Annotated in this window: 11 protein-coding genes; 3 read left to right on the top strand and 8 right to left on the bottom strand. The window is 35.6% G+C overall.

Annotated features, from left to right (window positions below; all coding sequences use genetic code 11):
- The first annotated feature begins 58 nt into the window (after nt 1–58).
- Both IEV84_RS02125 and IEV84_RS02120 read left to right on the top strand, forming a co-directional pair.
- Nucleotides 59–1,213, top strand: coding sequence for a beta-ketoacyl synthase N-terminal-like domain-containing protein (locus tag IEV84_RS02125; protein WP_188491960.1), 1,155 nt, complete (start codon nt 59–61; stop codon nt 1,211–1,213).
- A gap of 293 nt (nt 1,214–1,506) precedes the next feature.
- Nucleotides 1,507–4,473: a RemA C-terminal-like gliding motility protein gene (locus IEV84_RS02120; protein ID WP_188491958.1), complete on the top strand. Its 2,967-nt coding sequence runs from the start codon at nt 1,507–1,509 to the stop codon at nt 4,471–4,473.
- Nucleotides 4,474–4,539: 66 nt separating this feature from the next.
- Here the strand turns inward: IEV84_RS02120 and bioB are convergent, their stop codons facing one another.
- From bioB to IEV84_RS02100, 4 genes are all read right to left on the bottom strand, one after another.
- The gene (gene bioB / locus IEV84_RS02115) at nt 4,540–5,625 is read right to left on the bottom strand and encodes a biotin synthase BioB (protein ID WP_188491957.1); all 1,086 of its coding nucleotides are present in this window, start codon (nt 5,623–5,625) and stop codon (nt 4,540–4,542) included.
- A gap of 83 nt (nt 5,626–5,708) precedes the next feature.
- Nucleotides 5,709–6,149, bottom strand: coding sequence for a hypothetical protein (locus IEV84_RS02110; RefSeq protein ID WP_188491956.1), 441 nt, complete (start codon nt 6,147–6,149; stop codon nt 5,709–5,711).
- Nucleotides 6,150–6,198: 49 nt separating this feature from the next.
- Nucleotides 6,199–6,636: a hypothetical protein gene (locus IEV84_RS02105; protein ID WP_188491954.1), complete on the bottom strand. Its 438-nt coding sequence runs from the start codon at nt 6,634–6,636 to the stop codon at nt 6,199–6,201.
- 104 nt (nt 6,637–6,740) lie between these two features.
- A complete protein-coding gene (locus IEV84_RS02100; RefSeq protein WP_188491952.1) occupies nt 6,741–7,679 on the bottom strand; it encodes a bifunctional riboflavin kinase/FAD synthetase in 939 nt (312 codons plus the stop codon).
- 212 nt (nt 7,680–7,891) lie between these two features.
- Between IEV84_RS02100 and IEV84_RS02095 the strand changes: the two genes are divergently transcribed.
- Nucleotides 7,892–10,585, top strand: coding sequence for a reprolysin-like metallopeptidase (locus IEV84_RS02095; RefSeq protein WP_188491951.1), 2,694 nt, complete (start codon nt 7,892–7,894; stop codon nt 10,583–10,585).
- Nucleotides 10,586–10,633: 48 nt separating this feature from the next.
- Here IEV84_RS02095 and pth read toward each other — a convergent pair whose 3' ends face one another.
- From pth to IEV84_RS02075, 4 genes are all read right to left on the bottom strand, one after another.
- Nucleotides 10,634–11,260 (bottom strand): aminoacyl-tRNA hydrolase, encoded by a 627-nt coding sequence (gene pth, locus IEV84_RS02090; RefSeq protein WP_188491946.1) that lies wholly within the window; start codon nt 11,258–11,260, stop codon nt 10,634–10,636.
- An 86-nt stretch (nt 11,261–11,346) separates the two neighbouring features.
- On the bottom strand, nt 11,347–11,751 hold the full coding sequence (locus tag IEV84_RS02085; RefSeq protein WP_188491943.1) for a response regulator: 405 nt from the start codon (nt 11,749–11,751) through the stop codon (nt 11,347–11,349).
- The gene (locus IEV84_RS02080) at nt 11,748–12,857 is read right to left on the bottom strand and encodes a PAS domain-containing sensor histidine kinase (RefSeq protein WP_188491940.1); all 1,110 of its coding nucleotides are present in this window, start codon (nt 12,855–12,857) and stop codon (nt 11,748–11,750) included. Before IEV84_RS02080 ends, IEV84_RS02085 begins: the two co-directional genes overlap by 4 nt.
- Before the next feature lie 293 nt (nt 12,858–13,150).
- The gene (locus IEV84_RS02075) at nt 13,151–13,762 is read right to left on the bottom strand and encodes a 50S ribosomal protein L25/general stress protein Ctc (protein WP_188491935.1); all 612 of its coding nucleotides are present in this window, start codon (nt 13,760–13,762) and stop codon (nt 13,151–13,153) included.
- Nucleotides 13,763–13,826 lie beyond the last annotated feature (64 nt).

Here is a 13,826-nt window from a genome sequence, read left to right as displayed (position 1 = left end):
AAAGGTTTGTGAACTTTGCGGAAAACTTTGCGACCTTTGCGGTTAAAAATAAAAAGTCTTGTCAACAATAATTTCAATAACAGCTTTAGCTTCCATTTCTCCATTGGGTAATGACCCAAAAACCATTTGGGAAAATTACCTTTCTGAGAAACATTTTTTCTCTAAAAAGTATTTAGACAATCAGGAAAGCTGGGTGGCTACGCTGAATGATGACTCGAAAGAAATAGTGTCCAAATTACAAGCTTCAGATATTAAATATAAATCTTTAGATAATTCGGTTTTGTATGCCATGGCAGCTTCACGAAAAGCTGTTAAGGATGCTGGTTGGGATAAAGATGCTGTTTTTGGAATCAATATTGGTTCTTCGCGTGGAGCGACTGATTTGTTTGAAAGACATTTTCAGGAATATTTAGAAACCGGTAAAGCTCAAATTTTGGCTTCACCAACAACCACTTTAGGGAATATTTCTTCCTGGGTGGGACATGATTTACAAAGTACCGGACCTGAAATTTCGCATTCTATTACCTGTTCTACGGCTTTGCATTCGCTTTTAAATGGCGTGGCTTGGTTACGTGCCGGTATGGCTGATAAATTTTTGGTTGGTGGAAGTGAAGCACCTCTTACCGATTTTACCATTGGCCAAATGAGAGCTTTAAAAATATATTCTCACAGCGAAGAAGCTTATCCAAATCAGGCATTGAATTTAGAGAAAAAGCTCAACTCGATGATTCTGGGTGAAGGCGCTTCGGTGTGTTGTCTCGAAATAGGGAAAAAAGAAAATGCCTTGGCTTTCATCGAAGGAATTGGTTATGCCACAGAGATTTTAGAACACAATATTTCTATTTCGGCAGAAGCAACTTGTTTCCAGAAATCAATGAAAATGGCTTTGCAAAATACAAATCCTGACGAAGTTGATGCCATTGTAATGCACGCTCCGGGAACTAAAGCCGGCGATTTAACCGAGTATAAAGCGATTCAAAAAATCTTTGGCGACAGCCTACCTTTATTAACTACAAATAAGTGGAAAATAGGTCATACTTTTGGAGCTTCAGGGATTTTAAGTGTGGAATTAGCTATTTTGATGATGCAACACAATCAGTTTATCGGAGTTCCTTTTGCGAAAGCACAAACACAAGCGAAGCCTATAAATAAGGTGTTGGTTAATGCAGTTGGTTTTGGCGGGAATGCCGTGAGTGTTTTGTTGTCAGTTTAAATGTGTTTTTGACTTTATAAGATTGTTAAAAAACATATTTTGAAAGTAAAATACTTCTTTTTAAAAGTTTTTTTTAATACTTTTATTTCGATTTTTTAGACCCCCTAAAAAAATTATTGTTGACTCGGTATTATCATATCGAGCAGCTGTTTAATTTTTAAAATGGGGCTATGAATAATCATCACTTTCTTTTCTGCATATCAATTAAAACAAAGGGGGCGGCAGTCTGTTTCTCATTTGTATTGTGTTTTTTAATTCCTTTTTTTTCTTATAGTCAGGCCATAAATAAAACTTTGACTTCTTCTGGAAACCTTGAGGTACCCGCAGGGGTTAGTAGTTTGTCTGTTCAATGTTGGGGAGCTGGTGGCGGTGGCGGTGGTTCTAATAATACACTGTCGGCTGCAGGTGGAGGTGGTGGTGGTGCTTTTTCACAAGGAACTGTGACAGTTGGCACTGATAAAGATAATATTAGGGTGTCATATACGGTTGGAGCAGGAGGCACTGGAGGATTATCTGCTAATATTAATGGTTCGGTAGGTGGAACTACAGTTTTTTCTACTATTTCTGCAAATGGAGGAGCGGGAGGTCAAGGAGGAACTTCGTTAATACAATATGGTATTGGAGGTGCAGGAGGAGCTGCGGGAACTTATAAAGGAGGAAATGGAGCTAATGCTTATCTTTTAGGGGCTTCATTAATACCATTAGTTTTAGAAGCAAATGTGAGTGGTGGTGGTGGAAGTAGTGCGGGAATAGCATCAAATGGTAATAATGCTTCGGGTAAGATTGGAGGAACTGCTGTGTCAGGAGGAGGTGCAGGAGGTGCAGGAAATTCTCAAAATGTAATCGATTTATTGTTGTCACCTAATAATCCCGGTTCGTCAGGGAGTTTACCGGGTGGAGGTGGTGGAGGTGCTGTTGGAGTAGGTGTCGTAAATGGAGTAGTTGGAGGGCTTATTAATGGATATATTGCAGCAAGTAATGGAGGAAACGGAGGAAACGGTCAAATAAAAGTCGGTTATACTTGTCCTACTTATAGTATTTCAAGTCTTAGTGTTGATGCTGCTTGTATTCAGGCATCAGTTGTCCGTTTGACGGGAAATTTACCTATAGGGACTTATACTGTAACTTACAATAGAAGTGTTCCTATGGCAACAGGGCTTACAGCTACTATGGTGGTTGAAACAGCTGGAACAGGGACTATTGATGTAGCCGGTTTGCCTGTTTCGGGTTCAAGTATAATTACTATTACAGAATTAAAGTCGGTAGATTGTGTGAGTGCTGTAAATGTGTTTGTTGAGTTTAATAGAGCAGTAACACCAGTTGTCGATGTAGTAACTCATCCTACTTGTGCTGAACCTCTAGGTACTGTGGTTTTAAGTAATTTAGTAATTGGAGGAACAATTCGCCAAACAGGGGTTTCAGTTGCTTCTTATGCAGTAACCGAAAACCCTCAAGCAATAACAGGTTTGGATTCTGGAAACTATAATTTTGTTGTTTCTAATGGACTTTGTAGTTCTTTAACGGTTTCTGATGTTGTAGCTGTTAGCATCAATAATCCGCCACCTGTAAGAACTTGGAATGGATGTTGGGATGCAATTCCTACTCTTGAAAATAAAGTGATATTTGCTCAAAGTTATAATGATGATCCTGAAAATCCTGATGAAAATGTTGATATCGAGGCTTGTTCCTGCGAAGTGAATTCGGGTGCTCATGTGACTTTTAAAACTGGACGATATTTAAAAATTAGAAATGAATTAAAAGTTGATACTGGTGGTTCACTCACTTTTGAGAATTATGCGAGTTTGGTTCAAATAAATGATGATAGTGAGAACGAGGGGGAAATTGTTTATAAACGTCATACAAAACCAGTAAAAAGATATGATTTTACCTATTGGTCTTCTCCGGTAGAAGGGCAAACTCTTAAATCTTTGTCTCCTAATACACTTTATGATAAATATTATGGATATGTGCCTACTCAGGGTTGGAAAATTCATTATCATGGTAATGAAGAAATGTCTCCGGCAGAAGGTTATATTATTAGAGCGCCACAAACCTTTAGTATTACATCGGCTGCTATAGATTACAATCCTAAGTTTGAGGGAAAACCTCATAATGGAGAAATAAGAAAGGAACTAACCGGAGGTTTGGTTTATCTTTTAGGAAACCCATATCCTTCGGCAATGAGTGCGGACGCTTTTTTGGATGAAAATGCGATACAGCTGCAAGGGACACTTTATTTTTGGACACATAATTCACCACCAAGTAATGCTGTAGGTACTTTTCCCGGAAATGATGCTGCTATTTATAATTATACGACTAATGATTATGCCGCCTATAATAGAACTGGTGGAGTAGCAACTCATGCCGCTATTCAGGATGATGACGAAAATGATCCTAATGATAATTTTAATAATGCCGAGCCATCAGGGAAAATTGCTGCTGCCCAAGGTTTTTTTGCACCGACAAGTGCAGAAGGCGGAGAAATTGTTTTTAATAATGGTATGCGTCTTTTAGATAATGCCGTGATGGATAATACGCAGTTTTTCAAATTGGGAACAACACAAAGAAAAACTGATGCTGTAGAAAAAAATCGGTTGTGGCTGAATTTGACTAATGCACAGGGTGTTTTTAAACAAGCATTAATCGGATATATATCAGGAGCGACTAACGGTTATGAAGGAAGTTTTGACGGTATGAGTTATGATGGTAATCAGTATGCCGATTTTTATAGTATTAATCAGGGGACTAATTTGTCCATACAGGGGCGTGCAATCCCGTTTCAAAAACAGGACAGCATTGCTTTAGGTTATAAAACTACTATTGCAGGCGATTTTAAAATCAGTATTGATCATGCCGATGGAGTATTGGCTTCGCAAAAAGTGTTTTTGGAAGATAAATTATTGCAAGTATTACATGATTTGAAAGAACCTTATTCTTTTATAACTGAAAAAGGTGTTTTTAACGATAGGTTTGTTTTACGCTATCAGGACAAAAATGCTATAAATGAAGATACAACTGAGGTTGCGGTTGAAGGAGTTTCGATTGCCACAAATAATAAAGTAATCAAAATTAATTCAGTTGATGTTTTAATTGATGCGGTTTATATTTATGATTTTTCAGGCAAATTGGTATATGCTGATGCAGCAGTTCATACAGCAGCTGCTACTATCAGTGATTTGCTACTGGATTATAAAGCCTTAATTGTGCAAATAGTATTGGAGAATGGCAAAAAAGCAGTGAAAAAGATAATATATGAATAAACTGTTTTTAAATAAAAAAACCATTAGATTTTAGGTTTCTAATGGTTTTTTTATGTGTTTTTAAAACTATTTTCCTTTAACAGATGCTTCTACATTACGTTCAATAGTATGTCCGGGACGAGACCATTTTGGTTTTTCGCCCAAAGGAGCAAATTGAGAATCGGCGGCTTCAACTGTTTTTGGTTGTGAAACCTTTGTAAAAGGTTTTTGCGGATTTAAACCTAACATTTCAAACATTTTCATGTCTTCGTTAACATCAGGATTAGGAGTTGTTAGCAATTTATCACCTGCAAAAATAGAATTAGCACCCGCAAAAAAGCACATAGCCTGTCCTTCTCTGCTCATATTTGTTCTTCCTGCTGATAAACGTACCTGAGTTTCCGGCATTACAATACGAGTTGTTGCTACCATACGAATCATTTCCCAAATTTCTACCGGTTTTTCTTCTTCAAGAGGAGTTCCTTCTACGGCCACTAAGGCGTTAATTGGTACTGATTCCGGTTGTGGGTTCAAGGTAGAAAGAGCAACCAGCATACCTGCACGGTCTTCGATGCTTTCTCCCATTCCAATAATTCCTCCGCTACAAACCGTAACATTGGTTTTGCGAACATTTTCTATAGTTTCTAAACGATCTTCGAATCCTCTGGTTGAAATTACTTCTTTGTAATATTCCTCAGAAGTATCAAGGTTGTGGTTGTAAGCATAAAGTCCTGCTTCGGCTAAACGTTGTGCCTGATTTTCGGTAATCATACCAAGGGTACAACATACTTCCATATCCAGTTTATTGATGGTACGAACCATTTCCAATACCTGATCAAATTCAGGACCGTCTTTTACGTTTCTCCAGGCTGCTCCCATACATACACGGGACGAACCGGATTCTTTAGCACGTAAAGCTTGGGCTTTTACCTGATTAACTGACATCAGGTCGTTTCCTTCAACACCAGTGTGATAGCGTGCTGCCTGAGGACAATAACCACAATCTTCCGGACAACCTCCTGTTTTAATAGATAATAAAGTAGATACCTGAACCACATTAGGATCATGATGTTCCCTGTGAATGGAAGCTGCTTCAAATAGCAAATCCATCATGGGTTTATTATATATGGCGATAATTTCTTCTTTTGTCCAATCGTGTTTTGTAATACTCATTGTATTGTTTTTTTGATGGCTCAAAAGTAGTCAAATTGTTCAAAATGGCAATGCAATAGCTTTAAAAAGGAGGCTGACTGTTATTAATCGGATAAAAAACGATTGTTCCAGTATAACATTAATAAAAGAGTGACAATTATTGATGAGGCAATACCCTCAAATAAAAGTGATATTGAATAAGCATCAATTGAAGGATTGCCTCCAAAGAGAAATGTTGCCGATAAAGATTGTACAAAGCCATCTCCGCCCTGTAAATAACTGTAAATAACAAGCCCGATGATGCTTAAAATAACACCAACTACTGAGGTAACTATTGCTGAAACTGCATTTGAAACAAATTTGTTTTTACCTTCCTGAAGATTCATTTGAATGGTTCTGTTGACTCCGTAAAACACAAAAAAGATGTTTAGTAAACGCAAATAAAATAAATGAGCCAGATTTAATGCTTCCATTAGCAAAAAGTAAATACTGATAGTTATGAAAATAATAAATCCGTTGGTGATTTCTTTTGGTGGTGGTTTCATTTTGGTCGTATTAAAATTATAACATCAATTAAAATAACCATGAAGTTTTCTAGTCTGACGGATATTTTTTCTTCCAATATAGCATTAAAGAAAAAGTTACAATCACAGCCGAAACGATTCCTTCAAAAAGTAAAGAAATGTTATAAGTCATCACCGAAGGGCTTCCTACAAACAATAATGATTCGGATAATGTTCTGATGTAGGCATCTCCTCCTTTAGAATAAATATAGGCTACTAAGCCCATTATGCTTAAAAGCACACCTGTTAATGCTGTTAGTAATGCTGAAATAGCATTTTCGGCAAAGTCGGTTTTTCCTTCAATAAAATTAGATTTTAAGGTTTTGTTGACACCGTAATAGATAAATACGATATTAAAAAGTCTTAAAAAAACCTGATTAGAAAGGTGTAAAACCTCCATTAATACAAAATATAGAGCAATACCTGTAAAAATAATAACTCCGTTGTATAATTCTTTTGGCAGTTTCATACGCTTGATTTTTTAAGGTTAAAAAATAATTGTTTGATATACAGGGTAGTGTCTATCAAATTTACGTAAAAAACAGGAGTTTATTTAATAAAATTCAGGTTTTTTTATTTGGTTTCAAGCTCTTTAATATAAGAAAGCGTTAGGGTTTTATCTTTCTCAATTTGTTCTTTTAATAGGGTTACTGACTCAAATTTTTCTTCTCCCCGGATGCGTTTAAGAATTGAAACGCTAATTTTTTGGTTGTATAAATCGCCATCAAAGTCAAGGTAGTGGACTTCTATCGATAAATCTTCGCCATCAACAGTAGGATTATGACCTATGTTCATCATGCCATATACTTTCTGTCCGTTGATTTCACTGCTTACAATATATACTCCTTTTAGCGGAATCAATTTGTAGTCTTCTTCTATTTTTAAATTGGCGGTTGGAAAACCAATGGTTCTTCCCAGTTGTTTTCCATGGCTGACTGTTCCGGTTACAATGTAATCATAGCCCAGGTATTTGTTGGCCAAAAGCATGTTTCCTTCCTGAATAGCAGTTCTTATTTTGGTAGAACTTACCGAAATGGCATTGATTTCCTGTGCCGAAATTTGCTCAACCTCAAAATTATATTTTTTGCCAAATTCAATCAGATTGTTGATATCGGCGGTTCTGTTTCTTCCGAAACGGTGGTCGTAACCAATGATTATTTTGTGAATTTTAAATTGTTCCACCAATACTGTTTTTACAAAGTCTTCGGCGGTTAATCTTGAAAAACTTTCGTCAAAAGGGTGTATAACAAGATTTTGTATTCCCAATTGCTCCAGTAGATTTATTTTTTCAGAAATAGTATTGAGTAATTTTATTTCGGAACGTTCCTGTAAAATCATTCTTGGATGCGGGAAAAAGGTTAAAACAGCACTTTCGTATTTTTCGTCAAGAGTGTTTTGAATTACTTTTTCCAGTATTTTTTTATGTCCAATGTGAACCCCGTCAAAGGTGCCTAGAGTAAGGATAGTTTTTTTAGGGGAACTGAAATCTTTTATAGAATGAAAAATCTTCAAAGCAATTATTTTATAGTAGTGCAAATTTATGTTATCTAATTTGAATTTTAAGGTATGCTTATTCTATTTTTTGAAGTATTTTGGTTGATTTTGATAAAATAGCAAATAAAATGCAATAAAATCAAATGGTTTCCAGAGTTGAATTAAAACCAGTTTGTTGAATATTTTTTGATGAAAATGCTTTATTTTTGAGACTTAAATATTAGCTGGTCATGAAAATAAATAGTCTATTAGTATTTCTTTTATTGTGGTTTTCATTTATTCATGCCCAAGATAAAGATCCTTGGAAAAGAATCAATTCTTCAACAACTGCAACTTCGGCTAAATTGTTAGGAAAGTTAGATGCTAAAAATGCTATTTTATTTCAGCTTGACGAAGAAGTTTTAAAGGCTAAACTCAAGGAAGTGCAGGACAAAGTACTTTCAAAAACTTCGATACAAATTACGGTTCCAAATGCTCAGGGAGTTTTGGAAAAATTCATCATTCACGAAGATTCTAATTTTGAGCCAGAATTGCAGGCGAAATATCCTGAAATTCGTTCGTATTCAGGAACAGGTCTTACCGATCCTACTGCGGTTTTAAATTTCAGTATGTCTCCATTGGGGATGCAAACAATGATTAGTCGGAAAGGAAATCAGATGGAATTTATTGAAAAAGACACTGAAAATAATAATGATGTTTATGTTGTTTTTGATTCCAAGAGCAAATTAAAAGAACAGCTGCCTTTTAATTGTGCTACTGTCGAGGAACGGATCTTAACAAAAAAGATAAGTAATCAAGCAGCTAAATTAGTGTCGAGTGATAAGAAATTCAGGACTTTAAAACTGGCTTTGTCCTGTACTGGTGAATATGCTAAATTTCATAGTGGTAGTGCCACTCCTACTGTAGCTATAGCTCTGGCGGCAATGAACAATACAATGACCAGAGTAAATGGTATTTTTAGCAGAGATTTGGCGGTAAAATTACTGCTGATTGCCAATAATAATCTTATTGTTTATACTGATGCAATAACTGATCCTTATTCGGCATCTGATGTTGGAGTAGGTGATGAGGATACGCCCGGAACTTGGGGACCGGAATTGCAGAATAATTTAACAACTGTTATTGGTAGTGCAAATTATGATATTGGTCATTTATTTGGTGATAGTGGAGGCGGTGGAAATGCAGGTTGTATAGGCTGTGTGTGCGATGCAGGAAAAGGTAGTGCTTATACTTCTCCTGCTAATGACAGACCTGTAGGAGATGCTTTTGATATTGACTTTGTAGCTCATGAAATGGGACATCAGTTAGGAGCTAATCATACTTTTTCTTTTGATATCGAAGGAACAGGTGTAAGTGTGGAACCCGGAAGTGGTTCTACGATAATGGGTTATGCCGGAATCACGACCGATTATGATGTAGAGCAGCGTTCGGATGATTATTTTTCTTTTGTGAGTATTAGTCAAATTCAGGGTAATTTAGCAACAAAAACATGTCCTGTAATTACAACTATTAGTGCTAACGAGCCTGCTGTCAATGCCGGTTCTGATTATACGATTCCTAAAGGAACGGCTTTTGTTTTAAAAGGAACCGGAGGGTCTTCGACTGCTTTAACTTATGCCTGGGAACAAAATGATTCAGCCACATCAGCTGACGGAGATACCAGTATTGCTTTGAGTACTAAGACTGACGGACCACTATTTCGATCTTTCCCTCCGGTGAGTACAACGCTAAGGTATATGCCTAGTTTCGAAAATGTTTTAGCAGGAAGATTAAGAAGCCGATGGGAATCGGTATCAGATGTTGCCAGAACACTTCATTTTGTTTTAACCGCCAGGGACAATGCTGCCGAAGGATTGGCACAAACTGTTTCGGACGAAATGATAGTGAATGTAAGTGCTTCAGCCGGACCATTTGAGATAACTTCTCAAAATATTGATAATTTGAGTTGGTTTCAGGATACCAATCAAACGGTTAGCTGGAACGTTAACGGAACAAATTCATTAGCGGGTGCATCCAGAGTGAATATTAAGCTTTCTATTGATAATGGTGTGACATTTCCAATTGTTCTGGCATCGGCTGTGGCTAATGATGGTTCAGAAACGGTTAGAGTGCCCAATGTGGCTTCCCGATTTTGCAGAATTTTAATCGAACCAACAGATAATATTTTTTATGCAGTTAATAGTAAAGCATTTGCTATAGGGTATTTGGTGGGGTCAGAATGTCAGACTTTTAATTTTAATGCGCAATTTCCTTATGCTATTCCGGAACAGGGTAATTTTGCTGTTATCAATGCGACTGTTCCGTCTTCTGATTCTTTTGTTTCTGATGTCAATGTCAATGTGGATATTTCGCATAGCTATTTTTCCGATGTTCAGATGGAGCTCAGGAGTCCGCAGGCTACAACAGTTAAATTGCTTTATAACGGTTGCGGAACTAGTGATAGTAGTTTAAAGATTAATTTTGACGATGCCGGAGGGGATTTGGTTTGTGGTAATACTGCTTTGCAAACTGTTGCTCCTTTAGGTGTTTTGAGTGATTTTAATGGTGAAAATCCACAAGGAACATGGTCGTTGCGTATTCGTGATATTTTTACCAATGATACCGGGGTTTTAAATGCGGCTTCGGTAACTATTTGTACACAGAATTATACTTTGGTGCCTTATGAAGAGATAAATAAGGATTTAATAGTGAGTTCGATGGCTAATGATGAGAATTTCAATGTGAAATACATCAGTACCAGTTCGAATGATATTGAAATTTTAGTTTATGATATTTCAGGTAAAAGATTATTTGATGAAAAATTTCAAAATAATGGAGGTTTTAATGAGGATATTAAATTGCAAAATAAACCACAATCAGGAATATATTTTGTGACTTTGTTAGATGGTAAAATAAAAAAGACAGCTAAAATTATTATTAGGTAGGAGTTTTGGATTTATAATAGAAAGGCTGGAAAGATATTCCAGCCTTTTTTATTTTCCGTTAAATGATGTCATGGTGTTTTCTAAACCAGCGGTTCCAAAGGATTTTATTGCTTCTACGGCTATTTCTAAACGCTCCGGCAGTGCTTCTTTTTCGTGGTCATTCCATTCGCCCAGAACATAATCTACTTGTCTTCCTTTTTTGAATTCATCGCTAATTCCAAAACGAAAACGGGTATATTGATTGGTGTTTAGAACTAAATTGATGTTTTTTAATCCGTTGTGGCCGCCGTCACTACCTTTAGGTTTGATGCGGATGGTTCCAAAAGGAAGGTTTAAATCGTCTGTGATGACAAAGATGTTTTCTAGAGGTATATTCTCTTTTTCCATCCAATATTGAACGGCTTTACCGCTCAAATTCATATAAGTATTGGGTTTTAAAAGAAAAAAACTTCTTCCTTTGAATTTGTATTCGGCTAAAGAACCCAATTTTACAGTTTGGAAATCAAGACTTTCTTTTTTAGCTAAATAATCCAATACCTTAAAACCAATATTGTGACGGGTGTTTGCGTATTCGGCACCGATATTTCCTAGTCCTACGATTAGAAATTTCTTCATATAATCTGTTTTGTCTGTTGTTTTTGCTGGTGAAAACAACTGGTTGATCCAGTTTAACATGGTGCAAAAGTAATTTAATTTGTTAATTCATAAATTTGATGCAAGAAAAAAAATAGGATTAACTGTAATATTACTGAAGTATTTTATTAATTGGAGATGTGTTGATTTAATATATCGATTAATTTTATTCGGGATATGGGTTTGATGATGTAACCGGAAACAGTGCTTAATGTTTTTGCTCTTTCAACATCATGTGGAGAAATGGATGAAGTGCAGATGTATATAGTTATTTTGTTTAGATGATTCGATTTTACCTCTGTAAATTCGCTAAGAAACTGCCATCCGTCCATTATGGGCATGAATAAATCAAGAAATAAGATATTCGGTAAAATGCCTTCCTCTTTTGAATGTTGTTTTAGATAAGTCAAAGCTTCGAGTCCATTCATGAAAGTGTTTATCTGTTCCACATTTTGTTGTTGTTCTAAAATCTTTTTTGTTATAAAGAGATAAGTTGTGTCGTCATCAACTAATGCTATTTTTACTGTTTTCATCTTTTTTGATTGTTAATTTTTATAAAGAAAGTTGATCCAGTCTGTTCCTGGCTCTCTACCCAAATTTCTCCGTTCATAGCGTCAATTTGGGTTTTTGTCATAAACAAACCAAGTCCTTTTGCATCTGGATGTTTATGAAAGGTTCTGCGTATTTTAAATATAGCGTCCTTGTGTCGTTCTAAATTTATGCCTAACCCATTATCTTCTATTGAAAGAAGTATGTGGTTTTTAATTTGTTGGGTTTTAATTTTTATGACTAAATTTCTATCGGGAGACCGGTATTTAATGGCATTACTTATCAGATTTGAAAAGATGCTGTCTAGGTATTTTTCAGGATAATAAACTGTTGGAACTTCATCACAGTCAATTTCTACAGTTATATTGTACTCCTTGATTTGTGTTTGAAAATCGATTAGAGATTTCTCTATACATTTACTGAAATTTAGTTTTTCCGATTGTATTTCTATATCCTGTTTTACTTGTAATGATTCTACTAATTTGTTGAATATTTCGTTGATGTGATTGACAACCGGACGTATTCTTTGAAAAGCTTCTTCTTTTTCGTCTTCTTTTTCGGTTTCCTCCATAAAATCCAGTAGCATTGAGATGTTTACTAAAGGAGCTCTGAGGTTGTGAGAAATAATGTTACAGAAGTCGATGAGCTGTTTGTTTTGGTACTCGGCTTTGATTAGCATTTTTTTAATTTCTTCTTCTCCTCTTTTTTTATCTGTAATGTCAGATCGAATAGCAACATATTGATAGGGTTTTCCCATTTGATTTAAAAAAGGAATTATTGTGGTGTCAACCCAATAATAAGTGCCGTCTTTGGCTTTGTTTTTTAATTCACCCTTCCATATTTTGCCGTTGGCTATTGTTGTCCATATACTTTTAATAAAATCCTTGGAATGATATCCGGAATTAATAATTCGATGATCTTGTCCTAGTAATTCCTCTTTAGGGTATTTAGAGATTTTGCAGAAGTTCTTATTAACATAGGTGATAATTCCTTTTTGATCCGTTATTGCAACAATGGAAGACTGATCAAGCGCGTACTTGTAATATGAAAGTTCGTTGTTTTCTTCTTGTATTTTATTTAAAGTATCCATGATTGTTTTCTTGTCGTCTGATGAATTTTATGTTGTATGTACTTAGTCAAAAGACAGCGTTGTTATTTTAAATAAGTCAAAAAAGTTGTATAAATATATTAAAAAAAGAAATTACTAAGGTGTTTTTTTGGTTAAAAAATAATATTTAGATTACAATTGATTTGTTGTTAATTTGAATAGATGAGCTAAAGAGTTTTTTTGTGTGTGGATAAGTTAAATGGTGTTGGATAAAATAAAAACAAAAAAAAGCACCAATCTTTCGATTGATGCTTTTTGTATTGAGTTGAAAAAAATTATTTTTTCTTTCCTTTTGCAGGAGCTTTTGCAGCTTTTGCAGCTTCTTGAGCAGCTTTCATAGCCGCACGAGACATCTTCACTTGGCAAATAACTGTGTTATCTGGGTGCATGATTTTGAAGTCTGGTGTAGGTACTTTAGTAACGTATAATTTGTTACCCATGTCAAGAGGAGTGATATCAGCTTCAACGAAATCCGGAAGATTTTTAGGTAAAGCTTTAACTTTTAATTTACGGTTGTTGATACGTAAATCTCCACCTGCCATAACTCCTTTAGAGTTACCAACGATTTTTACAGGAACTTCAATAGTGATTTCTTTGTTATCATACAATTGGAAAAAGTCAATGTGTAAGATTTTGTCAGATACCGGGTGAACTTGGATGTCTTGTAAAATGGCATTGAATGATTTACCGTTACCTAATTCGATCACAACTGTGTGAGCGTTTGGAGTGTAAACCAAGTTTTTGAATGCTTTTTCTTCTGCTGAAAAATGAACTGGTTGATCTCCTCCGTATAACACGCAAGGAACCGCTCCAGCATTACGTAGGGCTTTAGTAGCAACTTTGCCCACGCTTTCTCTTTCTGATCCTTTAATTGTAATCGATTTCATTTTAAATATTTATATAGTTATTAATTAAACTCTTTTTTAATTCCCTTTTAGGGGGCTAGGGGTA

This window comes from Flavobacterium palustre (genome assembly GCF_014639535.1).
Classification (GTDB): domain Bacteria; phylum Bacteroidota; class Bacteroidia; order Flavobacteriales; family Flavobacteriaceae; genus Flavobacterium; species Flavobacterium palustre.
The sequence above is the reverse complement of the archived record's forward strand: the minus strand, read 5'-3'. Positions and strand labels throughout refer to the sequence as shown.